General features: G+C 56.7%; 18 protein-coding genes. 11 read left to right on the forward strand and 7 right to left on the reverse strand.

The window, feature by feature from the left end:
- Positions 1–221: 221 nt before the first annotated feature.
- Both SJQ66_RS07980 and sctC read left to right on the forward strand, forming a co-directional pair.
- Complete coding sequence (locus tag SJQ66_RS07980) at positions 222–1,685, forward strand: helix-turn-helix transcriptional regulator (RefSeq protein WP_046152998.1); 1,464 nt, start codon at positions 222–224, stop codon at positions 1,683–1,685.
- Positions 1,682–3,739 carry a type III secretion system outer membrane ring subunit SctC gene (sctC, locus tag SJQ66_RS07985; protein ID WP_096335556.1) on the forward strand — a complete coding sequence of 686 codons (2,058 nt, stop codon included), beginning with the start codon at positions 1,682–1,684 and terminating at the stop codon, positions 3,737–3,739. The genes SJQ66_RS07980 and sctC overlap by 4 nt, the downstream gene beginning before the upstream one ends.
- A 245-nt stretch (positions 3,740–3,984) precedes the next feature.
- Here sctC and SJQ66_RS07990 read toward each other — a convergent pair whose 3' ends face one another.
- The 3 genes from SJQ66_RS07990 to SJQ66_RS08000 form a co-directional block, all read right to left on the reverse strand.
- Entirely contained in the window at positions 3,985–5,007 is a 1,023-nt protein-coding gene (locus tag SJQ66_RS07990; protein ID WP_024903171.1) for a hypothetical protein, read from the reverse strand.
- 90 nt (positions 5,008–5,097) lie between these two features.
- Complete coding sequence (locus tag SJQ66_RS07995; RefSeq protein ID WP_320534161.1) at positions 5,098–6,108, reverse strand: hypothetical protein; 1,011 nt, start codon at positions 6,106–6,108, stop codon at positions 5,098–5,100.
- 203 nt (positions 6,109–6,311) lie between these two features.
- Complete coding sequence (locus tag SJQ66_RS08000) at positions 6,312–9,314, reverse strand: hypothetical protein (RefSeq protein WP_320534162.1); 3,003 nt, start codon at positions 9,312–9,314, stop codon at positions 6,312–6,314.
- A 723-nt stretch (positions 9,315–10,037) separates the two neighbouring features.
- Between SJQ66_RS08000 and SJQ66_RS08005 the strand changes: the two genes are divergently transcribed.
- From SJQ66_RS08005 to SJQ66_RS08015, 3 genes are all read left to right on the forward strand, one after another.
- Positions 10,038–12,179, forward strand: coding sequence for a hypothetical protein (locus tag SJQ66_RS08005; RefSeq protein ID WP_320534163.1), 2,142 nt, complete (start codon positions 10,038–10,040; stop codon positions 12,177–12,179).
- Positions 12,130–13,131: a hypothetical protein gene (locus tag SJQ66_RS08010; RefSeq protein WP_320534164.1), complete on the forward strand. Its 1,002-nt coding sequence runs from the start codon at positions 12,130–12,132 to the stop codon at positions 13,129–13,131. The genes SJQ66_RS08005 and SJQ66_RS08010 overlap by 50 nt, the downstream gene beginning before the upstream one ends.
- Before the next feature lie 332 nt (positions 13,132–13,463).
- Positions 13,464–14,984, forward strand: a complete 1,521-nt coding sequence (locus SJQ66_RS08015) for an amidohydrolase family protein (RefSeq protein ID WP_320534165.1) — start codon at positions 13,464–13,466, stop codon at positions 14,982–14,984.
- A gap of 90 nt (positions 14,985–15,074) precedes the next feature.
- Here the strand turns inward: SJQ66_RS08015 and SJQ66_RS08020 are convergent, their stop codons facing one another.
- A complete protein-coding gene (locus SJQ66_RS08020) occupies positions 15,075–16,304 on the reverse strand; it encodes a hypothetical protein (RefSeq protein ID WP_320534166.1) in 1,230 nt (409 codons plus the stop codon).
- Between the two features lie 249 nt (positions 16,305–16,553).
- Here SJQ66_RS08020 and SJQ66_RS08025 point away from each other — a divergent pair, with 249 nt between their 5' ends.
- Positions 16,554–17,477: an SET domain-containing protein gene (locus SJQ66_RS08025; protein WP_024903165.1), complete on the forward strand. Its 924-nt coding sequence runs from the start codon at positions 16,554–16,556 to the stop codon at positions 17,475–17,477.
- Positions 17,478–17,821: 344 nt separating this feature from the next.
- Here the strand turns inward: SJQ66_RS08025 and SJQ66_RS08030 are convergent, their stop codons facing one another.
- A complete protein-coding gene (locus SJQ66_RS08030; RefSeq protein WP_320534167.1) occupies positions 17,822–18,067 on the reverse strand; it encodes a hypothetical protein in 246 nt (81 codons plus the stop codon).
- Between the two features lie 339 nt (positions 18,068–18,406).
- Positions 18,407–19,435 (reverse strand): LacI family DNA-binding transcriptional regulator, encoded by a 1,029-nt coding sequence (locus tag SJQ66_RS08035; protein ID WP_024903163.1) that lies wholly within the window; start codon positions 19,433–19,435, stop codon positions 18,407–18,409.
- A 262-nt stretch (positions 19,436–19,697) separates the two neighbouring features.
- Here SJQ66_RS08035 and SJQ66_RS08040 point away from each other — a divergent pair, with 262 nt between their 5' ends.
- From SJQ66_RS08040 to SJQ66_RS08060, 5 genes are all read left to right on the forward strand, one after another.
- Positions 19,698–20,831, forward strand: a complete 1,134-nt coding sequence (locus tag SJQ66_RS08040; RefSeq protein WP_024903162.1) for an ABC transporter ATP-binding protein — start codon at positions 19,698–19,700, stop codon at positions 20,829–20,831.
- 28 nt (positions 20,832–20,859) lie between these two features.
- A complete protein-coding gene (locus tag SJQ66_RS08045; RefSeq protein WP_024903161.1) occupies positions 20,860–22,092 on the forward strand; it encodes an ABC transporter substrate-binding protein in 1,233 nt (410 codons plus the stop codon).
- Between the two features lie 91 nt (positions 22,093–22,183).
- A complete protein-coding gene (locus SJQ66_RS08050; protein WP_024903160.1) occupies positions 22,184–23,059 on the forward strand; it encodes a carbohydrate ABC transporter permease in 876 nt (291 codons plus the stop codon).
- A gap of 14 nt (positions 23,060–23,073) precedes the next feature.
- A complete protein-coding gene (locus SJQ66_RS08055; protein WP_024903159.1) occupies positions 23,074–23,925 on the forward strand; it encodes a carbohydrate ABC transporter permease in 852 nt (283 codons plus the stop codon).
- Positions 23,926–23,993: 68 nt separating this feature from the next.
- On the forward strand, positions 23,994–25,976 hold the full coding sequence (locus tag SJQ66_RS08060) for a beta-galactosidase (RefSeq protein WP_320534168.1): 1,983 nt from the start codon (positions 23,994–23,996) through the stop codon (positions 25,974–25,976).
- 70 nt (positions 25,977–26,046) lie between these two features.
- Here SJQ66_RS08060 and SJQ66_RS08065 read toward each other — a convergent pair whose 3' ends face one another.
- Positions 26,047–26,646, reverse strand: a complete 600-nt coding sequence (locus SJQ66_RS08065; RefSeq protein WP_260843826.1) for a TetR/AcrR family transcriptional regulator — start codon at positions 26,644–26,646, stop codon at positions 26,047–26,049.
- Between the last annotated feature and the right edge of the window lie 47 nt (positions 26,647–26,693).

The following is a 26,693-nucleotide window of genomic DNA, read 5'->3' on the forward strand; positions in this document are numbered from 1 at the left end:
GGAAGCGTATTGTGACGTTTCAGTTACCTGTGCATGATGCTATGTCTGCTTGTTACACATCATTTTGATGAGCATTGTTGTGGAGAGCACTGCCGATTATTGAGATTGTGCGAACGTGATGTCATTACCATTAACCCGTGGCCGGGAAAAACATAGGTCACGCTGTGCTACCTGCGCGGATTGTCCGATCCGCATCGGCAACATTCTGGGATGGGATCATCATGTTTTCATCAATCTACTTTGCCCTGTTGTCCGGGCTGACACAGAAGAACGGTTTGCCTGCATATAGTGCCGCCATGCTCGACGGTGCTACGGAGAGGGCCTATTGTCTGGTCGACGACGCCTTGGAGCGCCCGTCTCATAAGCGAGTCGACACCGATATCCAGCGTCTGGTCGCTGCGGCGGATGCATCACTCGTTTTAGGTTACGCGCAAGATGCGGAGGAAACGTATCGTCGTGCACAGAGCATGATCGTGGGTGATGATAACCGGTTGCGCATCATGTCGTGCCGCAATACGGGTTGGCAACTCATGGCGCGAGATCGCTACGCAGCCACCGCAAAATGCTTTGTGCGTATTATTAACGACGAAGCGTCAAGTACTACTGATCGACTTGAAGCGTTAATCGCCTCAGCATTGGTGCAACATCAGGTGGGTAGGCAGCGCGACGCCGACGAAGCGCTATTACAGGCCGCCGACCTTGCTGATTGCCATACCGATCCCACATGGCGCTTGGTAATTTCGCTACTTGCACTCGAATTCGACGTACAGTTGCGCATTCGTACGGCCACGACACTCAAGGATCACGCATTTTGGAGTTCAGCCTATCTGTCGCACGCGCAGGGCGCGGCTGATCGGATCGACGTGACGAACAAGCTGACGGATTGCACGGTCCTTGTGTCGCCGATGCCTGCGTTGTTGGTACAGCGCCATGAATATCTTGCATGGCTCGCGTCGTTGGCACGAGGCGAGCGCGCCGCGGTCGGACCACTACTGGATGCGATCAGTCGACCTCAGGTATTTAGGGGTGCGGATCAAGCGTTCCTCGCGAAACTGGATATCGTACTTGCTGCACTGGCGGGCGGCCTCGACGACATCGCCGACCTGGTGCTCGCGAAGATCAGCCGTACCGAAGCCGAGACGGGAACCCGTCGCAGCAACTTCGATTATCTCTATTGCGTGTCCAAAATGGCGGTGTGCCGTGGCAATCCCGCGGAGGCGCTGAAGCTTTACGCAAGCTACGCATCGGAAGCGTTGCGCTGTTTGCGCAGTGAAACGACGGATATCGGCATTACGCAATCTTCGGTGAGTCGTGCGCTGCCGACGGATGACGTTTTTGCGCGTTTGCCAGCGAAGTATCGCCGGGCATATCGCTACATTATCGAGAATCTGGAGCGGGCCGATTTGAATACCCGGGAAATTGCCGCGCAAATCAATGTTACCGAGCGCGCCATTCAACTTGCCTTCAGGCGATCGATCGGTATGTCACCCAGCGCGTTGATACGCAAGCTTCGTTTGGAAAGCATTCGGAGCGACTTGCTAAGCGACGAACGCGCGGCCGGTTCTATTTTTGGTACAGCCAGCCGTTGGGGCCTGAAGAGTCGTTCCGCGTTGGCCAAGGGTTACCGGCGTGAATTCAATGAGTCTCCGTCAGAGACGATGCATCGCGAGGTGGGCCAGTCATGAAACCTCTTTTTCGCGACCGCAAGAAGGTTCTACGGGTAAGGACGCTGTGCGCGGGGCTTCTCGCCGCGGGCGTGCTGTCGTTACCGGTGCATGCCGAGCATATTCCGTGGCAGAGCAACCGGTTCGAGTACGTGGCGGATCACAAGGATCTCAAGGATGTATTACGGGATTTTGGCGCAAGCCAGCATGTGGCCACGTGGATTTCTCCGCATGTCGAAGGCACGGTGGCGGGACGGTTCAATGCGACGCCGCAACGCTTTCTCGATCAAATGGCTGAGTCATTCGGGGTATTGTGGTATTACGACGGTAGCGTGCTACGGATCTATGGCGCCAATGAAGCACGCAGCGCTACGTTGGGTCTTTCTAATGTGAGCACCGATGAACTGCGGCGCGCTCTCTCGAGGCTGCAGATCGACGATCCTCGGTTTCCGGTACGCTACGATAGCGTGTCCGGTACCGCGGTGGTGTCCGGCCCTCCGCGCTTCGTCGAATTGGTGACCGATGTCGCGCATTTGATCGACCATAAATCCGACGCTGCCGACAAGGTGGTGGTGCAGCGGTTTCCGCTGCGCTATGCATGGGCCACCGACCGTACCATCACGATCAATGGCCGCAATGTGACGGTGCGTGGCGTGGCCTCGTTGCTGCGCTCGCTGTACGGGCAAGGCGTGCCCCGTAATGGCGACGCCGCCACCGATGTGCCGCCGGCGCGGCGCGATGCATACCGAATGCCCAGCGTCCGTGAAATGCAGGACGACGGCATGACAGCAGGCGCCACGCGTGCTTCGAGCGGACGACCGCCGCCGCTACCCTCCATGCCTGGTCTGGGCGCTGACCAGCAGTCCGCCGCGTCCAAGGGGGATGGTGCGGCGCTACCGGCTGGCGATACGGAAATGGCGAGCGCGTCGGCCGGAGGGGGCGCGGGCGGAGCACGCGGTCGCGCTGGCGGGAGTGGAGGGGCGCAAGGCGGCCCGACGATCGAGGCCGATTCGCGTAGTAATTCGATTCTCGTACGCGACAGAGCAGATAATATGGCTGCCTTCGGTTCGCTGATTCAATCACTTGACATGCGACCGGGCGTGCTGGAAATCGACGCAAGCATCATCGAGATCACGGACAATGCTCTGAAAGAGTTGGGCGTCGACTGGCGCCTGCATTCCGGCCACTTCGATATCGAGACCGGCAATGGCCAGACATCGCAAAATAGCAGTACGAGTTCATTGAATCCGCAGGGATTCGGCAACCCTTTGGACTCCACGACGGCTGGCGTGTTGACAACCCCGGCTGGCGGTGTCTTGACCGCAGTGATCGGTGGCGCAGGGCGCTATTTGTTGACGCGTATCAGTGCAATGGAGCAGACGGAGCAAGCCCGGGTCACGGCAAGTCCGAAAGTAGAAACACTCGACAACGTCGAGGCGCTGATGGACAACAAGCAGACCTTCTATGTGCAAGTATCTGGCTATCAGTCGGCCGACTTGTACAGCGTCTCGGCAGGCGTCTCCCTACGTGTTCTTCCATCTATTGTAAGCACACCTGATGGCGAGAATATACGCATGGACGTGCACATCGAGGATGGCAAGCTGAGCGATCAGGAGGTGGGAAAATTGCCAGTTGTCAGCAACAGCACGATCGATACCCAGGCGTTGATCAAAGAGGGCGACAGTTTGCTGATTGCAGGCTATTCGGTGGATCAAGACGATCGCACGCAAACCGGGATACCGCTACTCTCGAAAATCCCGGTAATTGGTGGTCTCTTTCGCTTTCGGCATCATCAGGGACAGCGCTTTCAGCGTCTCTTTCTTCTTACGCCGCGAGTGCTGTCAGCGGCGGCGGGTGGTGGCGACAGTGGCGCAGTACGCAGCGATGATACGGGTTTAGGTGTAGTAGTGCCGCCGGACAATCAAATGGAAAGGATGCCGCCGCCGCCCGTTCCGATGAATCTCTATCCCCGGCAACAGGGCGATAGCGGTCTTTCTGACATGCATTCAATAACCGGCCTTCGGACAGGTCCGACGACTATTGGGATGTACAATGACGCGGGACATGACCAATAGGGGTGACTGTCCTAAAACCGCCTTCAGCGATGGAGCGGCATCCTGCGCTGGAGGGAGAAGCCTTGCAACCCTACAGGCGGTCCCCGTACGTAATACGTGCCAAGCGCGAAAAAGAAGAACCGCCCGCGCATGGATGCCCGAGCGATAAGCGCACGATAATATTGCTAAAATATGGCCTGATCGCCACTGCTACGTACACTACGTCAGCAGTTGTCGATCAGGGTGTGTGATCATGATTGGTCGGCTCACGCGAGCTTGCGCTGGTTACCTTCAAGATAGCTGAGGAGCAACGTGTTGAGCGTGCTCGGAGGCGTCCCGGCGGCTTGTTTCGTCTTGTCGTCAGGCTCCTTGGATTTATCCTGCGTTTGCTTGGCATCCGCTTCTTTTTCGGATGTACCATCGGCCTTGTTGCTGTTTTTCGTGCCGTTGCTCGATGTCTTGGCAAAACGCTCACTCGGTTCCCGCGTTCCTTGGGTGCCGCGGCGGCCTCCCCGACCGGCGCCTCCAGCGAACAATGCTGCTCCGGCCGTTGCGCCAGCCTCTGCTGTTTGCGTGCCGTTATCGCCAAGCACGGTTTCGCTTAGTTTTTGCGCACCCTCGCTGGCTTCCGTCTTGGCGACCGCCTTGACGACCTTGCCCACGCCACCATGCATGGCGCCGGCAATCGCGTCATCAAGCTGCGCGCTACCCACATGCGCCGCGGCGAGCGTGGAGGCAACGACATTTGCACCCAGCCCCTCCGGTGTAAGATCGGCCGCAACGTCAAGCGCATCGCTGGCGACATTTTCCATATCGTTCATCATGCCCTTAAAATTGCCGTGTGCAAGGTCCTTTACCGCATTGACCGAGCCCGAAACAATTCCCTCGGCAGACGAAACGAGATCGGATGCAACCGAATCTATTCCCTGATTGATGTCTTTCTTGACCGTCTCGACACCCTTCTCGGCAGTGTTCAACACTTTGTCGAAGCCTTTTCCGAGATGAAGCCCCTTTAATCCCTCGAGTGTTGCCTCCGCGCCGGCAGTGTATGCATCGCTGGCCGTTTTTTCAACGTCCTCGGCTGTCTTCAGCAAATCCTGCATGGCCTCCTTGAGGTTACCTTGCATCAGCGCCTCCGTCATCGCAAGCGCATCCTGCAGCACTTTCTTTATATCGTTTTCAAGCGCATGTACTACATGCTCGACCCCGTGCACGACCGCTTTCGCGGCATTTTCGATATCGTGACCTAGGTGTTGGAACGCGTGCTTGATCTTCGAAAATATACTCATTTTCTTCTCCTTGATGCGTTCGGCTCGTGAGAGCCGACGCTGAACGGATGGCCTTGTGACTATCCGCATGAAGAGTTACGTGCCGAAGAATCAGCTGTTCGCTGCCCCTTGCTGCTGGTTCTGGGTGATCAGCGCCAAGAGTTGGGACAGCAGTTTCAGCATCTCGTTGGTTTGCGAGTTAGCGTCGCTCGAGCTATCCGTGCCGTCCGTGCCGTTCGTCCCGTTTGCGGAGCCGCTGCTTGGATCGGATGCACCAGTGGCACCGGAGGTATCGCCTGAATCCCCGCCGCCTGCGTCGCCGCCGTTGTTATCTGCGCTGCCGGACTGGGACCCTTGCAACTGTTGTAACAATTTGATCACGTCGCTGATCAAGGATTGCAAGGTTTGATCCTGTCCGCCTGCTTGGGACCCACCTCCTGCCGGGGCACCACCACCTGCCGGGTCGCCGCCGCCAGCCTGGCCACCGCCTTGCGTGCCTTGCATCTGTTGCAGCAGCTTGAGTAAATCATCGATGATCTGATTTGTTTGCCCCGACTGCTGGTCAGCCCCATTACTGCCTTGCGACGATTGCTGCAAAACCTTCAGGATTTGCTCCAGCAGCGACGCGATTTGACTCTGCAGGCTGTTCGAATTGCCGCTTTGATCGACGTTATTGCCGGATGACGCGCCTTGCGTCGAATCCGGGTTCTGCGCCGAATCGTCAGCACCACCCGAACCATCGGCACCACCCGAACCATCGGCACCACCCGAACCATCAGCACCACCCGAACCATCGGCACCACCCGAACCATCGGCACCACCCGAACCATCAGCACCGCCCGAACCATCGGCACCGCCCGAACCGTCAGCACCACCCGAACCAGCAGCGCTGCCTGCGCTACCTGTGCCGCCACCGCCACCGCCACCGCCACCGCCGGCGGACCCGCTTCCGCTTTGCTGGTCGCCCCCGAGCTTCTGCTCGATAATCTCGAGGATCAGTTGGAGAAGTTTCTCGAGATCGTTGTTGCTAAGCTTGCCGTTGTTTTGAAGGTCGGACTCTAGATTTTGGAGATCGGTTTGGATGCTGTCGTTGCTGATAGCATTGTTGTTGACGTTGCTCATTCGTAGCCTCTTACATTGAACGATGATCGGATCGCAGCGCCGATAAGCGCTTTACGCATGGAAATCCTACTGGCCGCGCGACGGCGGCAGCATGCCACCCGTCCCATGTGAAAGCGTAAGAGACTTGGTGTTTTTGTCTGTTTCCAAAAACGAAGCACCATGTTTGAGGGCGAATGAGCGCGATAGGGGGCCGCGCCGTTGCTTCAAGCGTCGTCCGTGGGCGGCGAAACGGGGCGTTCGACGCGCAAGACGGTCAACTGTCTCGGATGGGATACCTCGGTGATACGCTGGACTGTCGCCATGAAGCCGGGGCCGAGCGCGCGCGAGGTTCCGTTCGTTTCGAGCGAGTAAAGAAAGCGTTTGTCCCAACTTTCCTCCGCCGACAGGAGCGTTGCAATTTGTGCATTGCGCGCGTCTATGCCGGCGCGTTGCGTTGCATCTGGTGCATGACCAGGCGGCACGATCGCGTCGCGAAGTTCGCGCAGGGCGTTGATTTTGGCAGCGGCGTCAGGTCTGAGCCACACGCGCTCGGCATACAACTGGTTACCGCGTGTAGCATCGTGGTCGACACGTGCCAGGTATTCATCGATCGGTTCGGGCTGTGCCGCCCCCGTCGGCTGCTCGCGATAGGCGCGATCCAACGCGGTACGCTGGCTATCGACATAGCGCTTGAATTGTCCGACATTGGTAAAGGTGGTGTCCCGATAGCTGAGCGACGCATCGATATGTCCGTCTTCTTCCGCGATGCGCCATGTCGAACCTGTTTCCGATTGAAATACCGTGGTGCCTACTCCTACAATCCCCACGCTTGGCAACACGACCGATTTGACGTGACCATTTTCATCCGAAAAATTTCCTTGCGGGGGCGCCGCTGCTATGAGCCCTGCCGAGACAGGCACTTGCAACGCGCTGCTACGAGTCGCGAAATCCGCCTTCAGTGGACCTTCTTCGCGGCGACGTACGCGGGTCGCCCACGTTTTTGACGCGCCGATTTGCGCGTAAGGACCGATCTTGTAATTATGATGTTCATAGCGTGCGGCAGTGGTCAGGTTAACGCTGCTGGAAACAGATTGTGCCTTTGAGTCCATCCAGTTGAAAGAGACGTCAGGGTCTTTGTAGAAAGCATGGGCGACAGCGTCCCACATCGCACCGGCATCGCGAGGTAACTGCTTGTTCGGTCCACTTGCGGTGGCTGCGTCGATGACATCGACGAGCTTCTTTCGCCACGGATCTGGTTCGCCCGCCGGTTGCTGGCCGGCGGGTGGTGTCCCTGTCGGCTGAAGTCGTGCGCGCACCATCACGCCTTTCGGTTGAGATATATCCAACACGCCTGGCAGTAGTTGAACAGTGCCCGTCATCTGCAAATTACTGTGCAGCAGATTGGCGCCGGCCGCGCCACTGACGCCGAGATGCGCGGCCCACCGGCGATCACTGCCCACAAACAGCTGCCCGTGGTTGGCGGAAGAGCCCGCATTGATCATGGCATGGCGGCCATGAATAAGCTTGGCGTCAGGCCCGACGAGTGCGAGCGGTACCTTGCTGACGACGGGCAGTTTGAGCGCTTCGACGATGCTCGTATTGACCCCGAACTGCCCACCATCTGAGAGCCGTACGTCGTATGTCATGCGAGGCTCGGTAATGACGCGCTTGAAGTTATCGAGCACCGTTTGTGGCGTGGCTGTGTCCAAAGGCATCTCGCCGTTTTTTTCGAGCGTGACGAGTTGTTGCAACGCGCCTTTTAACCGCGTCGCCAATTCAGCTTCCTCGGGCTGAGTGGCTTCCAACTGTTCTATCCAGTTTTCTAGCGTCGCGGTCGTAAGCCTGGCACCATTAGACGTCTTCAGCATGGCATAGGCCTGACTGAGCTTGATCTCTGTTTCAGAGATATTCAGCATGGCCGCGGCACGTGAAGCGATGGTCTGCCGCATGCGCTTTGGCACCGCAGTCGTGTCCCGCCACCCCTTTTTCGCTACGCGCTCGTACCAGACTTGTAGCGTTGCGGCACGCACGGCGCTGGTAATTTGTGGTGCGAGGGGGCCCGTACGCGGTGTCGCCGCGCTCCGTTCAAGCGCCGCGCCCAGTTGCCATATCACGTCCGCCTTTTGCAAATCGTCTTCCGGTTGCCGTAGACTCGCGCCAGCTACCCCGAACGCAAGCGCAGACATCGGCGATTTGTTGAAACCGAACATTCGCCTGAGCGTTGCCAATGTCCCGGGTTGACTTGCGCGTTTTGCATAGCGTGAAAGCTTGAACAGTCGATGCTGGGTCTGCGCGAGCGGCGTTCCCGGGCCCTCGTGCTTGAATCCGCAGCGCCACGCGAGATAAGCGCTCTTCAAGTGCGCCTCGGGGTTCGCCGAGGGATCGGCGGCAAGCTGCACCGCCGCAAGTAACGCCTTTGCTGGCACGCTTACATCGCTTTGCATCGTTAGGGGTTCGGGTGTGCCGGTTGTGCCCGCAGGGCGTTCGTGTTCAGGTAGCGCGGACAACGCGAGTTGCACCATGGCCGCCATATTGTCGGGCACGGGATGACCTGCGGGCAATGCGTCGATCAGGGCGTTACTCGCGCGCAGTGCCAATTTGGTCGCGTCATTACGCACGGCGTGTGAAACGGGGTCGGAATCCGTTGCCGCCTCGCCGCACAGCGTCCGCAATGTTTCATGGCCTAATGACGATGAAGTGAGGCGGCGCGCGAGTTCGAATCCTTCGCCGCGTATGTCCAGCAGTGCGCCGGCGGCGTCGAGTTGCGTGATTGCCGCGCGCGCCGCCTCCGTATTTGTCCCAAAAGCCTGATGCAGTCGATGCAACACTAGTTCTTGCTTGGCAGCGGACACCATCCGAGCTGTTTCGTCCGCGTTTCCTGGCGGTTCCAGGCGCTCGCGCAAGGCTTGGACGATGTCCGGCGCCTGGTGATCCAGGCCCTCTAACCCTTGGAGATTCAATCGTTCCATCGGGAAAGCGTCAACACCGCCATGGGCGGCGATTGTCTGTGGCACCGGCGCGGTTTTACGGGTGCCGGCTAAGGTCTGCGCCACTTTTTTCGTATGTTTCTCGACCGCGGCGGGCGCTGTCGCATCAAGGTTGGGTCGATGCCGCTTGTCCTGCGGCACGCCGACTTTCGCCCGCGCCGTTGTGGGGCGTGCTTGTGTGTAACTGCCAAATATCGTGCTCGTGGTGGTCACGGGCCGCGGCGCGAGTGCGCGTTTCATGTTCGACCAGAAGCCGTCGTTTCGGCGGCTTATTTCAGGACGCGTCGGTTCAACATGATTATTCCTGGCAGGATGCGGTGTCGTTTCTTTATCGGATTCCTCGGCAGAGATAGACTCGTGCGCGCGGCTTGTACTCGCCAGATCGCTGGGTATCATGGGGATCGCCAATAGGTAAGGAAATGACGCGCATGCCGATAGACAGCGCGCGGGAAAGGTTACAGTCCACAGAGTAGGGGTACTATGCCGCCACGTCATGCGTGACACTGCGAAGTTCCAGGTACGCCGACGAAAAAATGCAGATTTCTGCGGTAAGGAAACAACGCGCGTTTCTTTCGTTGAGGTCGTTAGTTTTTCGTCATGGAGTCCGAAATGTCATATTAGTCATTAATAATCGGCGCGATCTTCCAAGGAAAGTCCATGAAGTTATCGAGCCTTTTTTTCGGTAAGTCGTCTGCAATGCGGGAAACCTTGAACGCACGAGATACAATAGACGCAGATAGCGAAGCTGCTACACGCAAGAATAATAAAACCGGCTTTACTGCGGCGCGTGCACGTTTCAAATCATTTTTGGGACTTGGGCGTCCCAATTACGCCAAGCCAAGCGTACCGCGAGAGCGAAAGTCGCTTCTCCAGACGGAATGGCACACGCCATTCACGGCGGTCAGGACGCTTGGAACGTCCTTTCAAGCCCGGGATATCAGGAGGCCCGAGCAAAAGCCAGTCGTGCCGCTCGAGCCCGCGGGGGATTGGCGTAGCGCGGCAAGGCAACCGTCCGCGCCTGGTGTGGGCCTACCTGCCGAGCGGCGCGCGCTGAAAGCCAATAATATTCTGGCAAAGACAGTGCATAAATTCACGGCGCGGGTCAATCACGGACCGATGGCGAAGCCGAGCGTATCCGCGGAGCCTCCGCCCGATGCGACCCAACTCAACCATTGGCTGGAACATCGTGATGGCCTGAACAACTGGGTGCGTAAGACTTTCCGCACGCAGGATGGTGCGGACACGCACGACGCGACCGTCGACGCGCTTGCGGATGTCCTGGCCAACATGCCCCGACAAGCGCGCGCTCCCGAGCCGCTTGCACGCACCGATGCCAGTGACGCGGCCACCGGTGTCACAGACCAGGCGGAAAACACCATCGCAGAGAATACACCGCCGTACGCAGGCTCGTTAATGCTCGGCTACGCTACATTGTCTGCGCTTGGTTCAGACAATCCCTCGCGTTTACTTGCGGCGCTGCAGGTTCTGCCGGACGTCGTCGACCTCGAAGAGTTGACTCGGCGTTCGGTCGCGTTCGTGGCGCCCGACACGCTTGCCGATGAAAACGTACACGTTTCGCGCCAGCCGAGTGGTCCAAGCGTAAGGCCGGAGATTGACCACGCAGTCGATGCGGAAGCGCACGGATTGCAGGACGATACGGAGGAAGCGTGGCATACACCCAGGACTTCTGTCAGTGACCTACCCAATACTGATCAGGTGACTCATGCGCCGCCACAGCATGATGCTCAGGCAGATGCGTGGCGGATCGCGCAATTCTTGGCTGCCACGCCCATCGGTATCGACGTCTTGAAGGGCATAACCTGGAGTAATGCCGGCCGTGCTGAAAGCGACGCCGCGGCGACATTGTTGCAGGCGTGGAACGCCTTGCCCGAACAGCATCCCGATCTTGAGGCCGCGCTCACCGCCGCGCACGCCGCCCGGACCGACGATGGCAACCTGGCACCACGCGTGTTGCGTGCGCTATCCGGCTCCGTGGCGCCAAAAGACGTGGCCGCACTTTATGCGTGGCGCCAGGGCTTTCGAAGTGACGCGCCGGGAAGCAACCTCAAACAAGTGCAAACGCGTCTGCATCGTTTCATTTCGCGGGGCATGATGCGCCTGGACAAGCAGAACTGGTTCTTTCAACGCATGTTTGGCCAGAAGAAATCGGCGTTACGCAGCATGATGCTTGGGACGCCCAGCGCCAGCCGGGCGTCGTATGAAAAAGAGGCTGCCCGCTATGCCAATGCATTGAAGGCGGCTTGTGGCGCACTGGCCGAAGCCTTGCGCAGCCCGCGGGGGCCTGTCTTGCCGCCCGACAGCCCGCGAGCACGTGAACGTGAGGCCGCGGCTGCGGCGCTTGCGGCCCTTTCGACTCGGCCTGCAAGCCACATAGGCGACTTGGAAGTCGACGAATCCACGCGTGCAGTTCTCGAATGCCGTGCGCCGGTAGCGGATGCCATGGAACGGGACGAGGCACCAATGCTTCTCGATGCCGGTGCGTTGCGGGCGGTTGCCAAGCAATTTCTCGTGCATAGATGGGAGACGGTGAAGACCGCGCTCGACCATGTCGACGATGTGGGCAAAGCCAAGCTCCTGCAGCCCGAGCGTTTGAGCCGGGACGAGGTCAAGCGGGTACTGCGGCAGTTGATCACCGATATTCAGCAGTCGACGCAGGTGTCCTTTGCAGACGGCGGACGATATGGTGTTAGAACAGGTGGGTTATCAACAAGTACCAATCGAGGCGTATTGCGGCATTTGCCCGTGGGAGGCGAATTGACGCTAGGCCATTATCGCAGCCGTCGCGCGATGGTGACACTTCAACGCAACAATGCCGGCTTCGACATATTTACCGGTACCGAACAAGGAAGTCGCACCCAGGCAGGCGTCGGAGCGCGGCTGGGCTACAGTGAAAAATTGCGCTGGCTTGGCGGACTACGGGTCGGAGGGTCATTCGGTATTATGCCGTTGGATCGCGAACATCGTAACCCGCGAGGGGTATTGATTCGCGTAGCACGCGAACGGCTTACAGACGAAAGCCGGGATTTGGGGCGTCATGGCCTACGAGGATGCACGGACAACCAATACCGCGCTCGAACTGGTTGACTTCCTGTTCGACGAAGCCAAAGAGCCGGTGCGCGAAAGCGGTGCCGAAACGTCGATGTTCGAGCGTCTTGCAGCGAAAATCGGGGATCGCTCCGACATTTCGATTGGCTGGCAGGATACACACTCGAAGACACGACGCCAGAATATCCGAGGGACGCTTGGCGCATCGGTGACGCCCGGGCAGGCGTCGGTTCGAGGATCGTATGGATTGACCGGGACCGTGATACTGGACCTGAACAGCGTCAACGATACGTCAATGCGTGAGGAAAAAGGGTCGAGCCGATACGATCGGCAGACCCTTGTCAACACGACGCGATTAAGTGCCCAGGGTAATACAAGCGTGAATCCGAGTTGGCGTGACGGCGATCTTAACGGTGGTTTGCCTGGTGCCGTACCGTTCGGCATGGGTGGCGCGCACCTCAGTCGTCTCTCTGCCGGGCGTGTGATGCTGGTGGCGCGTGATGGGCGACTACTCAATCGAGGTTGCTATGCGGATCAGCAGTTCGTTTCGTTCGATGCATTTGCCGCGGCTGTCAGGCAGTCTCGCGAGGAATGGATCGAGATGTACTCGAAGAACTACCATTGCGACTATCCAGAGGCATCCGCCAAGCTCGACCACGATCTTGACCTGATGAAAACGCATCAGCGCAAGAATCAAACATTTTTGATGCGCCGTCGCCTCAAGCCAGCGAAAGCCATGCGTGCTGATGTGTATCGTGCACTGGAGGTCATGCACGCGGCAACAGGGGAGACCGCTCCTGGTGCCAGTACCGACTGGTCGAAGCCGCTCAACGCGATGTTGCACGAGCGCGCCTCTTGGCTACCGGAGCGTATCGCCGCCAACGAATTGGTTGGTCGCGAGAAGAGCACTCCTGGGTTGGGCTTGCCAATCTTCGGTATCGCGTCAGAAAGCGTGTTGGCACAGCGTGAGCTAATGCGTTCAAAGTCCTAGACAGGATAAGCGCGCATAGGCAAATACACGGTTTTTCCGTGCATATGCGCTGTTTCGTTTCCGATAACATATATTCGCCATGACATTGGAGTTCTTGGCTTTACGGCGCTTAGCATCCTCAGGAGTTTTCGCAACCAAGTACCTTCACGGAGAAGTATATGCCTCGCATCAATTCGTCCCACGCTTCCGCCAGCGAACATGCATCGCAAGCGAGCGCCCCCGGTAATAGCGGCTCGAACACAAGCCGCACACGAAAACGAAATGCCACGTCGTTAGGTGGTGCCGGAGCGCCTTCAGGGTCCGCACCCAAGCGTCCCGGGACCGAAAAAAATGTGAGCGGCAACCCACCGTTAGGCACTGGTGCACAGAAACTGCTGCGTTCTCACACACGGTTTTTTGACGACAACAGCGTGTCGATCCAAGGGTTCGATGTGACCCCAGTGCGGCGCGGTACAGCCAACGAAAGTCGTGCGGTGTCGCAGCGTTTGCGCGAGACGCCGGAATTGACTGCGGCTTTGACCGCGACCGTGGACACAATGGCGCAAAAGCCGCTGGCAGACGCGCATGCGAGTCGTAACGCTACCGGCCACTGGATGCACGATTCCCATTTTCACCCCACGAACTACGTTCAGCAAGGCATGGTGCCACGAGAAGCGTTGGCGATGATGGACGAGGTGGGTATTCACCGTACTGTACTGTCGCCCATCCCTACGGATGTGATGCCATGCGGCAGTCACGACGAGCATTCCGAGACGGCACACCATAACAACATTCCTCCTGAGTCTTATTATGTAAAGCAGCAGTACGCCAACATAAAGCCGGAGGAACTCACGTCCGCGGTCGAGAATGAAATCGCACAAAGCGCACACCTGATGCTGAACCAGCAGGTGGATGCGGACACAGCGTTATTCATGCAGCTCTCGCACCTTTCGGAAGCGGAACGCGACCGGCTGGACCCTATGGTAACCGGACTGCATTTGGGCTCGCCCTTAAGTCCTCAAGCACTGCTGCTGAAGCTTGCTACGCATCCTGGGATGTTTACCGGAGTGGGTGAAGTGACCATCCACAAAGAACTTGTTGAGAAGCAATATGAGGGTGCAAGACAAGCGAACCTGACCACCAACGTTCAATCTTTCAAGAATCTGGTAGCGACCGCCGGCGTCATCGGGATGCCGGTGGTATTGCATTGCGATGTAGACTCGACGGATAATCAGCGAGCCAATGGAATTGGAAAGCCGCTTTATTTGAATGACCTTAAATCGCTGTTCGCGTCACCCGAGACGAGTCGAACGACGGTGATTTGGGCGCATTGCGGCGGCATCGGGCGCTTCGTGCAAAAACCGGAAGACCATGCGAACAATCTGCCAACGATTCTGTCGGACCCGAAGATGCAGCATGTTCACATCGATATTTCCTGGTCGCGGGTAGCGCGTCAAATCGTGTTGAAAACACAGCCCGATGGCACCGAAGTGCCCAATCACGAGTCGATTCACGCCTGGGCATCATTGATCAACGAATTTCCGAATCGCTTTTTGTTCGGATCGGATGCCCTCAATCCGCAGGTCAAGGACACATGGGCCGAAACGGGCAATTTGTATAAGCCGTTGCTCGATACCTTGACGCATGAAGCGCGTGTTGCAGTGAAGACCGGAAACTATGACCGCCTCATTACCGCGGCGCGTCCCAAGGTACGCGCCTTCGAGCAGCATGTGCTGACACCCGAGTTTGTGCAAAAACGCTTGCGTGCTTCCGGCGACGGTCGGATCAATGCCGGTCCACACATCAATCCAGACGCACTGCGCGCGGCACGCGACGAGGCTTATGCAAAGGCCGGTGTCGAGGTCGGTGCTTGATTATCGATCCTGTTGTCAGGACACCCGAAACAGTCAATTAGCGTTTCGTGGATGATCTCCACGCCGGTCCGTAACCGGCGCGGAAGGGCATCAATTCGAATGGGTTGATGTTTCCATCTTTGATGTACCAGCGATTCGTGCCGCGAGCGCTTTCAATGCGTTCTCGCGCGCCACGGCCAATTCGAGAAACCCCACCCAGTTGGTTGGGCCGTCCGTATTCAATAGCCGGCGTCGCTTTTCCCGATAGCGCTGGGTAATAAGTTGGGAAGTGGCGTGCTCCTCGGTGATACCTAAAACCGTGGTCCAGGGGCGTGACGCGCGGGCGTATGCGGCAGGGTCGTGAACCGGATCCGTCCCGCCACGCGTAATGTGGAGCGGATTGGCCTGATAAGATTGTGGTGGCGGATAGGGGTGTTGCGCGAGCGCGGGCGTATGAGGTGGATCCATCCGCCCGCTCTGCGTCGAGAGAAAAAAGGGCTTTGTCGCACTCGGATATAAGCCGAATGTAAACAAATGGAACCGCCCATTGAAGTGAAAACCGGCATGCATCTGCGCGCCGTTTGGTCCGTCGCCACCGCCGAATGCAAGGCCAAATCGGCGCTTCGCTCCGACCACCCAATTGTGATAAGTCGGCACCGCCCAGCTCGGTTGTACCGCAGGCGCATATCCCTGATATGCATGGTGAAAGTACGACGGGGACATCACATCGTTTCCGTGTGACGCTGTCCATTGCCAATGAGAGGGCGCTTGGTAGGGCGTGGCGAATTGTGGGTGCCAGGCAGGCCAGTGCATTGCTTGCCCGTAGGGAGCAGGGTAAGGGGTCGCGAATTGTGGATGCGGCGTGGGGGCATGCTGCGTTTGACCGTAAGGCTCGGAACCTGTTTCCGAAGGCCGGGTTGCAACGGCGGACGCAGAGGAAGTCGTACTCGCCGCCGTGGGTTGTGACAGCGGTGTCAACTGCGGCCGCGCTTGCGATGATTCGATTTGCGCCGCTTTCACCGGCGCCGGCGCCGCTGGTCGCACTGGTGTTTCTGCAGCCGGTTTGGGGCGCGCCGCCCCGGTTGTTTCCTGCTCACGCTGAAAGTTACGTGAGAGTGCAGCCATGCGTTCCATGGCGTGGCTGTGCGACACCGTGCGTCGTAGCAGCGTAGACACTGCCGGTCTTTGCCGCGGCGACGCGTTGCCTGGCCCACCCATCAAGCCGGCTCCTATGGGCCGTGTCAGCCGGGCGTTCGATGTAGCAGCATCCTTCGGCGCCGCGTTGGTATCCGTCCCCGCTTCTGTCGGGGAACCGTGCAACGAAGTGATTCTTCCTTTCATCTGGTGCTCCTGGTACGAACGATGCACACGTTCCGGATGATCGTCCACGCCAGAGAGCGTAATGCTTTGGAAGCTGAAGGGTCACGCGATACGGCGACACAGCAGCGCTCAAAACGAAACATCATGATGTTTTCGGTGATAGCGCGCTTGTTTCGCGGTCGTGGCACAGGTGTATCGCGCATGCGGGCTAACGTTGCATTTATCTCGAAATACAAGATTCAGCTCGCGAACGGAGAAGGGGAAGATTCCATGAGTACGATGACACAGTCGCGTGTGCAAGCGCTGATTGACACCATCCAAGAACGTATTGCCGGTGTGGAACGCATTACTGACCTGGATGCGCGACATAATGCCATTTTCGACGTCGTACCCACATTGAAAGCCGAAGCGGAACAGGCATTGGCAGACGACCCGGATGCGTTGAAAGAGGCGATGGATGCCCTACGGGATGCTTTCGACAGATTCAAGCATGCTAACGCAATTCCGCGTCTGCCGTACTCTTCTGACGTGGATGCACGCTACCCCTATCGCGATGCTTTGGGACAACCGGTTCACATTGCGGTACTGTGGGATGCAACCTCTAAAGTGATGGAGCCAATATCTTCCCATGCGTCCAACACGCTGCGAATCGAGGATCTTTATCCCTATGTCGATCCGCGCATCGATAACCACACGCGCGGGCAGGCTTACGAAAACATGTTGTATTCTCGAAAGATCGTTGCCGCCGACCTGCGTGATGAACGCGAATACGACCTCATCGGACAACGCGGCGTTTTTGCTGCGCGACGCATACAAGCCGGTGAATGCCTTGGTGTTTACGGCGGTCGATTGATGAGTGCGGCAATGTTTTTCTGCTGTGTGGATGACACGTTCGTACTGGATGCGGCAGCGGGTGCTTCGGTCACGTTTGTTGACGGCGAGAATATTCTTGCAATGGCGAATACCTCGCTTGCGTACAATGCTGATGGTAAGGCAGTGTGCCAAGCGGATGATCGCGGATACAACATGGAAGCGCGTACGTTTCACGCGTCGTCTTATTGCGGTCGACAGTTTTCCATTCGTGCATTTTTCGCCAGCCAGGCGATTGCATCAGGCACGGAACTGAGATGGAACTACCGGTATTCGCCAGATATGGTGCGCCATGTTTTCGGACGCGCAGACGACCGAGGATGATGCGTATTATGATGACGCCAGGTTTCCTCGCGACGGTGTGACGCAATTTGTCCGCTGGTTAGGTTAGGCAACGTTCATCGCGTGATCCGACTCGCGGGATAGTCGAGTTTAGGCGGATAGCCAGGATATTCAATACACTGAAAGGGCAGCGCACCAGTATCGCAAGCCCGTTTTCCGACGTATCACGTTTTGGTAGACGCTTAATCGTTGCCAACGACCGTTATGCCGGCCTCATCTATCGTCGCACGGTCGCTCCTACTATCGACAGCAAGCGGATCTTTAGCCTGAGCAGGATGTCGAACGGCATGGCGCGATTGGCCTGTCCGACGTGTACTATTTCGACTTCAATTTTGTCCTTGCCGCTTGCTGAGCAATTTCTTCAATTTCGCATCGACGATTGCATTACGTTCATCGTTGTCTAAGATCAGAAGATTGTTGGTCTTTCTTGCATGTATGCGAAGACGTTGATCTCGCCGCAATTTTTTCTTCTCTTCACGCGTCCGATGCTTCTCTTCGACAGGCACATTCTCCCATCCTGGTTTGGACAGGTGCTGTTGCCAGAATAGTTTATCAATGGAATATCCGCTCATAATCTTTCTTATTTATGTATGAACCAGGTTGATTTCCCGTACGTCTGAACCTTCAAGAGAAGCAAATGATGAACAATAGTGGGAGTACAATTACATGACATGAACGGTGAAGCCGCATGATAAACACAATACCTGCGGCAGGAAGTCTATTTGATTTATCAAACACATTCACGAGCGTTAGCGAAAGCATCGGTTTGTTAGCGAACTGACTCGAAAATACTCGCAAAACCGAACCTCGCCCGATAAGGTTGCCCGAGAGCGTATTGTTTTTCTAACGGGCCGCACCCACGGACGCCTGAATCATGCGCTAAAGCAGCGGTAGTGCGTGCTTCTGGCACCCTACTTAGTAGCGCGTAGCTTTACTAAAGCAGTCGAGGCGCGTTTGATCAGTACAGGTTCTGCTGTTTGAATCATGGCCGGTGTATCGTGCGCGTTCGAAGCAAGCTTGATAAGCAGCTCGATGCTCTGTTCGGCCATCTCTGCAGTGGGTATCGCCACAGTCGTGAGCGCTGGCCGTGATTGACTGGCTAGCTCGATATTCGTGACGCCGACAATCGAGACATCCGACGGTACGTTTAAACCGAGCGATGCCGCGGCATTCAGTGCGCCTAGCGCGGGAAGATCATTCGAGACAAACAGCGCGGTGAGATCCGGACGGGCAGTCAGTAATGCAATAGCGGCGTCGTAGCCACCTTGATACGAATCGGTGCCGAAGCGGGCGTCAGCGATGGCATGCCTGACATTGCGCGCGCGAAGCGCATCGCGAAACCCTTGGTATCGACCACCATGTATGCCCGTCTTCTTGCTCCCGATGAGTGCGCCGATCCGCCTATGCCCGAGATCGAGCAGATGTTCCGCCGCAATGAAGCCCGCCTTGCGAGAATCGAAAGCAACACAGGGAATACCCGGAAGCACCTCCGGGAATTCCCATACGGATATCACTACCGGCGTGCCCGTTGCCTGAATGGCCTTCAATTCGTCAATCCGGATGTCACCGTTATTTGCAACAAGAATACCGTCCGATAGCGAGCCCGCGACGTCTGCTAGAAATCCTGTGCCGCCGTCGGGCTCATAATCGGTATTGCAGACCAGCAAAAAACGCCCGTGACGACGCGCGGCGTTATTCGCTTGTAAGGTAAATTCAGGATAGAACGGATTGGTGATGCAGCCAAGCATCAGTGCAAGCGTCGGCGCACGGCGTTCAACGAGGGCACGCGCATTCAGGTTCGGCCGATATCCCTTGGCGGAGACGGCTTCCAAGACTCGTTCTCGAGTAGCGATACCAACACGCCCCCGGTCGCGCAACACGTTGGACACGGTCGTTGGCGTGACGCCGGCAAGCTCAGCGACTTCCTTGATTGTAGCCATCAGGCTTTCCCGCTTACCCATTTTGTATCCCAACCTGCCTCTGTGGTACCGCTTACATTGTGTTAGTCATTACTATCCGAACGCCCATGGTACCAACATAACGATGGGAATTGCGGGTAGACCCTTGATCAAAAACACTTGCCTACACTCCGCCGCACTGCTAATTTCCCACACATATGTGCGTTGTCGAATTCACTGAACGGCTTTAGACCGCTTTTTTCAAGTGAATTGATTTAACGTTAAACCAAGTTGGAGACAGGTCGTGGCCGCCATATCCCTGCGGGGCATCTCGAAGCAATTCGACGGTAATGCGCCGGTGCTGCGCGACGTCAATCTTGAGATCGAGCACGACGAATTCTGTGTGTTTCTCGGACCTTCGGGCTGCGGCAAATCCACCTTGCTCAGGATCATTGCAGGCTTGGAGGATCCGAGCGGCGGCGACATTGCCATTGACGGACAAGTGGTTAACACCGTACCCCCCGCCAAGCGTGGCGTCGCCATGGTATTTCAGAGCTACGCACTGTTCCCGCACATGACTGTCGCGGAGAACATGTGCCTCGGACTGAAACTTGGCAAAGTGCCGGCCAAGGAAATCAATCGCAAAGTCGCGGAAGCAGCGCGAATTCTCCAGCTCGAGCCATTGCTGGATCGAAAACCGGCGGCGCTATCCGGAGGCCAACGGCAGCGGGTGGCAATCGGCCGGGCCATTGTTCGCGAGCCAGGCGTGTTCCTCTTCGACGAGCCGCTTTCCAATCTGGATGCGACGCTGCGCGGCCAGACACGCGTGGAAATTGCACGCATTCACCGACGCTTCACTGAAGCGAGTACGGTCTATGTCACCCACGATCAGGTCGAAGCAATGACGCTGGCGGACAAGATCGTACTGCTCAACGTGGGTCGCGACGCCGCGGCGGCCGGCAGCATTGCACAAGTGGGTACGCCCATGGATCTGTATCTACGTCCAAATAGCCGTTTCGTGGCGGGTTTTATCGGGTCGCCGCAGATGAATTTCATGCCGGCCATTGTAAGTCATGCGACGAGCGCCGATGTCACCATTACCCTGACGCGTTCAGGCGAACAGATCCTTGTGGCGGGGAAGCGGCGACGTTTGACACCCGGTCAGTCGGTGACGCTCGGCGCGCGACCTGAACATATTTCGATCGCCAAGACACATCAACAATCCGAAGCCCTGCAACCGCAATCCACCTTGAGACGTGCTGTAACGCTTGTCGAACGTCTGGGCGAGCAAAGCTATCTACATTGCAGTGCCGCGGATGGGACGACGATTCTGGTCAAGGTGCCGGGCGATCCGTCCGTTCGGCCGGGCGATACGGTTCACCTTGCAATCGATCCGAAATGCAGCCACTTATTTACTGAAGAAGGGCTCGCGATTTGAACGGACGCATAACCTTTTGGAGACGACAATGAAAAAAAGATACCGATTGACTGCGCTTTGCGCGATGCTGGCGTTCGCCGCGCAGGTCCACGCGGGCGAACTGACAATCAATCTCGCATTCAAAGGTGCTAATCAGCGTGATTTTTGGGACACTGCGCTCGCCCAGTTCGAGAAGGCAAATCCGGATATCAAGGTGAAGGCATCGTTTGTGGAGGAAGAGGCCTACAAAGTCCAGCTTCCTGGCTGGCTGATCTCGCAGGCACCCGATATCATCAAGTGGCACGAAGGTGAGCGGATGCGTTATTACGCGCAGCGTGGTCTGCTTGAAGATATCTCGTCCGACTGGCAAAAGAACGGATGGAATACCAGCTTTGCGTCGCTGAAGGAACCGTCGTCTTACGCGGGAAAACAGTACGCGGTACCCACCGACTATTTCTCTTGGGGACTGTTTTATCGAAAAGACCTTTTTGAAAAAGCCGGCATCAAGGGTGAACCAAAAACCTGGCAGGAATTTCTCGACGACTGCAAGAAGCTCAAGGCCGCTGGCATCACGCCTATTGCCGTGGGTGGCCGTGATTCCTGGACGCTCGCCGCGTGGTTCGACTATATCGATCTGCGTCTGAATGGCTATGCTTTCCACATGCAACTGATGGATGGCAAGATTCCCTACACGGACCCGCGTGTCAAGAAAGTCTACGAAGCGTGGAAAGTCCTGATCGACAATAAGTACTTCGTCGATAATTCCCTGTCTTATACGCTCGATTCCGCTCAGCCGCTGCTGATACAAGGGCAGGCCGCGATGATGCTGATGGGTACATTTATCTCCGGCGGCTTTGCCGATGGGGTCAAATCGAAGATAGGCTACTTTCAGTTTCCTGTCATGGACCCGAAGCAGCCCATTGCTGAAGATGGGTCCGCGGATTGCCTGAACATTCCCGCTCGCGCGAAGAATAAAGCCGATGCAAGACGTTTCCTCGCGTTTATGTCGAGACCCGAGATGAACGGCGCACTCGCCAAGGCCTTTGGATCACTTCCTGCAAATAATCAGGCTGCGGTCCCTGATGACCCGTTTGCAAAGAAAGGTTTCCAGATTCTTTCGAACACCAAGGGTGGCATCGCGCAGTTCTACGACCGCGACATGACAAAGGAAATGGCGGATGAGGGGATGAAGGGGATGCAGCGCTTCGTGAGCGATCCCTCCACACTTGATGCCGTGCTGGCGCATCTCGAAGAAACACGCGAGCGTATATACAAGAAATAAGACAAGCGTTCAGCAATGCTGGCCTGACGGTTTTCGGTCGGGCCGAACGTCCAGAATCCACGAGCGCTATCCGCGCCTATCGAGCCGAATCATGTCCGCATCTGTCGTTGCGTCTCCGCTGGCACGTCGTCGTCGCCGTGCAGCTGCGCTCTTTCTGGCGCCTGCGTGTCTCATGTTTCTTCTTTACGTGATCTATCCCATCATTCGCAGTATTGTCCTGAGCTTTTACGATTGGGATGGCGTCGGGCCGAGCACTTTTATCGGACTCGGTAATTACCGCGAGCTATTGCATTCTGATACTTTCTATACCGCGTTAAAAAATAACGTGATATGGCTTGTCTTGCTCTTGCTCGCGCCGCCGATCGGGCTCGTTCTCGCGCTTTATCTGAACCAAACCGTTCGCGGAATGCGGATCGTCAAGTCGCTATTCTTCGCCCCGTTCGTCGTATCGGGCGTGGTGATCGGTCTCGTCTTCAGTTGGTTCTATGATCCGTCTTTCGGTTTGCTGAAGCTCATCGTAGGTCACGGCGTCCCTGTCCTAGGGGATGAGCATGAGGCAACATTCGGCATCATCGTGGCGGCCCTCTGGGTACAAGTGCCGTTATGCATGATTTTGTTCCTGACCAGTCTCACCAGCATCAATCCCGAGGTGATCGAAGCGGGGCGCCTTGAAGGCGCACGCGGATGGTCGCTACTTTGGCACGTCGTTCTGCCACAAATGCGCCCCGCGACGTTCATGGCGATCACGCTGACGGTCATCGGCGCATTGCGTAGCTTCGATCTGATCTCCGTAATGACGGCGGGTGGCCCGTTCGACAGTTCCACGGTACTCGCGTACTTCATGTATGACCAGGCAATCAAGTATTTCCGCTTTGGCTACTCGGCCGCGATTGCAGTTGTACTGTTTCTGATCATGCTCGTGTTCATAACCTATCAATTGCGCCGTTTGCTGCGCGCTGACCGCTGATTCACGGAGCTACCATGTATCCACTACCCGTTGCGCGCTGGAAGCCTGCGAATCGCGTGCTTTACAAGATTTCACTGCCTATCTCGCTGATCATCTGGCTGCTACCATTGCTTGCCGTTCTCGTGACATCCGTGCGGTCGTCCGATGAGCTCATGCAAGGCAACTACTGGGGCTGGCCGCACGATTTCGCTGCGTGGCAGAACTACCGGACCGTACTCACCGACACGCCCATGTTGCACTACGCGTGGAACAGTTGCCTCATTACGTTTCCATCGGTTCTTGGCGCGATTGCGCTTTCCGCCATGGCCGGATTTGCGCTTTCGACGTACGAGTTCAAGGGCAACGCCGCCTTGCTTGCCATATTTGTCGCCGGCAATTTCGTGCCTATTCAGATCTTGATGATTCCTGTTCGCGATCTTACGTTGCAACTGGGATTGTTTAACACCGTTGGCGGACTTATCCTCTTTCACCTTTCGTTTCAGACAGGTTTTTGCACCCTGTTTCTGCGAAATTTCATCAAGGAATTGCCGTATGAACTTATAGAGGCCGGCAGGGTGGAAGGTGCGAGCGAATGGCAACTCTTTTACCGGATTGTGTTGCCGCTGATCCGTCCCGCACTCGCTGCGCTTGCGGTACTGGTTTTTACTTTCGTCTGGAACGACTACTTCTGGGCGCTATGTCTGACACAGGGTGATGACGCAGCGCCTCTTACCGTTGGCGTCGCGGCGTTGAAGGGTCAGTGGACCACGTCGTGGAACTTAGTTTCCGCGGGGTCGCTGCTGGCAGCGTTGCCTTCCGTATTGCTGTTTTTCAGCATGCAACGGCATTTCGTCGCAGGCTTGACGTTTGGTGCGACCAAGGGTTAGCAGGCCAGTGCATGTCTGTCGAGCCGGGTTGCAATTGACCCGCCATCTTTACATTCAGGAACCTTTTTATGAACGTTGGCGTTGATTATTATCCCGAGCATTGGGAACGCGAGATCTGGGAAGACGATGCTGCCCGTATGCAGCGCGTTGGGATCACGATCGTGCGGCTTGCGGAATTTGCCTGGTCGCGCCTCGAGCCTTCAGAGGGCCAATTCGATTTTGTCTGGCTCGACGAGGCGATCGATACGCTTGGCAGGCACGGTATCAAGATCGTGATTGGTACCCCGACCGCCACCCCACCGAACTGGCTGGTGTCTAAATGTCCCGATGTGCTTCCACTTGATAACAAGCGCCAGCCGATTTATCCCGGCGTGCGTTTGCATCGATGTTATAACAGTCCGTCGTTGCGTCGTTACACGGAAATCATCGTCGAGAAACTGGCTGCGCATTACGGCGGGAATCGGAACGTGATCGGCTGGCAAACTGATAACGAAATGATTGGCAATGAGAGTCACAGCGATGGTGCCGCCCATGACTTCAGACATTGGCTGAAAAATAAATATGGCGATCTTCAAACGCTCAACCGCGAATGGGGCACGGTCGTCTGGAGCGGCGAATATACGGACTGGACCCAAGTCACGACGCCTCTCGGTGGCTCCCCCTATCTGAATCCCTCTTTCCTGCTGGATTACCATCGTTTCTGTTCGGATTCAGTTGCGGATTTTAATCGTTTCCAAGCGAGCATCATTCGCAAGCATTGTCCGGGGCAGTTTGTAACACATAACCTGTGGGGCTATCCAGTCATCAACGACTATTACGATCTGTTCGACAGCATGGATTTTGCGTCGGTGGATTACTATCCGAGCACAGACCTTGCGAACGACAGCAAATCCCAGATCTACCACGGTGCGTTGACCCACGACCTGACCCGCGGTGTCAAACAGAAAAACTTCTGGGTAATGGAACAGCTAAGCGGGACGCCTGGTTGCTGGCATCCCATGTCGCGAATGCCGTCTCCGGGGATGATTCGGGCGTATGCGTGGCAAAGCGTCTCGCGCGGGGCAGATGCGGTTGTGCAATTCCGCTGGCGTACCGCGAGGATCGGCGCGGAGCAGTTCTGGCACGGCCTTCATGATCATCATGGCAAGCCGGGACGTCGTTTTGCGGAATTTGAGCGATTCAGCGAAGAAGCAAGGCGCCTGTCGCCGTTGCTGGAAGGCACGACGGTGGTGAATGATGTCGCCATGCTATTTTCGCATGAACAGCTAAATGCACTCAAGATCCAGCCGCAGTCGGATGGTTTCGAGTACCTTGCGAACTTCAAACAGATCCACCGCACATTTCTTCGCTTGGGCATCGGCACGGATGTCGTTAACTGGACTTCCGACTTTGCCAAATATCGTCTCGTGGTTGCACCATTCCTGTTCCTTGAAAACCCCGAAGTCGTGGAGAAGTTGACGGATTATGTCGCGAAGGGCGGGGCAGTGATCTTGACGACGCGCTCGGGGGTAAAGAACATGCGGAACGTCTGCCTGGCGTCCGCCTTGCCAAGCGGGCTAGGCAACGTGGCGGGTGTTGTCGTCGAAGAATATGATCCTGTCGGTCGTGACGTTCAGGCGATCAGATTGCATGGCACGGTGGAGCTGGCCTGTTCTCAGTGGTGCGACATTCTCACTCCGACAACAGCAGAATCGATTGCCGTCTATGCCACGGACTTTTTTGCGGGGCGCACCGCGATTACCCGCAACGCATATGGACAAGGCTGTGCGTATTATATTGGAACGATTCTGGACGACGCCGGTTATAAGGCGTTGATATTCGAGATAGCCAAAATGCTCGGCCTAGATCCCGTCGATAATTTGCCAACAGGCGTGGAGCTGTCGGTGCGCTCCGGTAACGGAAGGCGGTTGATGTTTGTTCTCAACCTCACGAAGGAAAAAAATAGCGTTGACCTGAACGTAACGGGAGCGATCAGCGCGCTGACCGAACGAACGGTTGCAGGATCGCTAACGCTGGAACCAATGGGCGTGGAGATTTTGCAATTGTCATGATGTTGAAATGGATTGCGCATTACTCAACTTCGTGCGGCGCTTTCCTGTCATGCCCCCATATAGCGACAGGTTAGCGCAGCATGGCTAAAACGGACTGCGTGACAGCGTGTTTGAAATCTTCTTCGTTGCTTGGCAGTGGTGAGAATGGCGAGAGTAAATGGCGATACGCCACGGTTTTGCTGATGCCATTGATCAGTAACGTAAACAAGATTGTCGGATCTTGTTCCGGCATGTCTTTTGATGTGATCGCGGCGACAAATAAAGGCAAGAATGCTTCATACATCGGCCTGACCAGAAGATCGATCAACAAGGCTAGGCGTTCTCCATTTTCCGTCGCAGCTGTTGAAAAAAACATTCCGACATCGCGACTTCGGAACACTTGTTCTACCAGCATCAATACAGCGGCCTCCATTCTCGCTTTACACGTGAGTTTTGAATCGCTGCGCAGGGCATTGATGTTTGCGAGAAGCGGTGCCGACTCATCACCAATCTGCTTGACAACAGCCGACCATAGCGCTTCCTTGGACCCGAAGTGATGCGCGACGAGGGCTGGGTCGACGCCCGACGCTCTCGCAATGCCACGCATGCTTGTTGCGTCATAGCCGCGTCGTGCGAATGCGTCACGCGCAGCACGCAGAAGTATGTCGGGTGCGTCGGAGCCACCGAACACCGGTCGCCCTCGCGTACGTCGCGGTGCTACCTCGGTCGCGTTGGGTG

Source organism: Robbsia andropogonis, from assembly GCF_034047095.1.
Taxonomy (GTDB): Bacteria; Pseudomonadota; Gammaproteobacteria; order Burkholderiales; family Burkholderiaceae; genus Robbsia; species Robbsia andropogonis.

Coding starts and splice junctions, on each gene's coding strand:
- SJQ66_RS07980 (WP_046152998.1), top strand. CDS start 222: ATGTTTTCATCAATCTACTTTGCCCTGTTGTCCGGGCTGACACAGAAG.
- sctC (WP_096335556.1), top strand. CDS start 1,682: ATGAAACCTCTTTTTCGCGACCGCAAGAAGGTTCTACGGGTAAGGACG.
- SJQ66_RS07990 (WP_024903171.1), bottom strand. CDS start 5,007: ATGAGTATATTTTCGAAGATCAAGCACGCGTTCCAACACCTAGGTCAC.
- SJQ66_RS07995 (WP_320534161.1), bottom strand. CDS start 6,108: ATGAGCAACGTCAACAACAATGCTATCAGCAACGACAGCATCCAAACC.
- SJQ66_RS08000 (WP_320534162.1), bottom strand. CDS start 9,314: ATGAAACGCGCACTCGCGCCGCGGCCCGTGACCACCACGAGCACGATA.
- SJQ66_RS08010 (WP_320534164.1), top strand. CDS start 12,130: ATGGCCTACGAGGATGCACGGACAACCAATACCGCGCTCGAACTGGTT.
- SJQ66_RS08020 (WP_320534166.1), bottom strand. CDS start 16,304: ATGAAAGGAAGAATCACTTCGTTGCACGGTTCCCCGACAGAAGCGGGG.
- SJQ66_RS08025 (WP_024903165.1), top strand. CDS start 16,554: ATGAGTACGATGACACAGTCGCGTGTGCAAGCGCTGATTGACACCATC.
- SJQ66_RS08030 (WP_320534167.1), bottom strand. CDS start 18,067: ATGAGCGGATATTCCATTGATAAACTATTCTGGCAACAGCACCTGTCC.
- SJQ66_RS08035 (WP_024903163.1), bottom strand. CDS start 19,435: ATGGCTACAATCAAGGAAGTCGCTGAGCTTGCCGGCGTCACGCCAACG.
- SJQ66_RS08045 (WP_024903161.1), top strand. CDS start 20,860: ATGAAAAAAAGATACCGATTGACTGCGCTTTGCGCGATGCTGGCGTTC.
- SJQ66_RS08050 (WP_024903160.1), top strand. CDS start 22,184: ATGTCCGCATCTGTCGTTGCGTCTCCGCTGGCACGTCGTCGTCGCCGT.
- SJQ66_RS08055 (WP_024903159.1), top strand. CDS start 23,074: ATGTATCCACTACCCGTTGCGCGCTGGAAGCCTGCGAATCGCGTGCTT.
- SJQ66_RS08060 (WP_320534168.1), top strand. CDS start 23,994: ATGAACGTTGGCGTTGATTATTATCCCGAGCATTGGGAACGCGAGATC.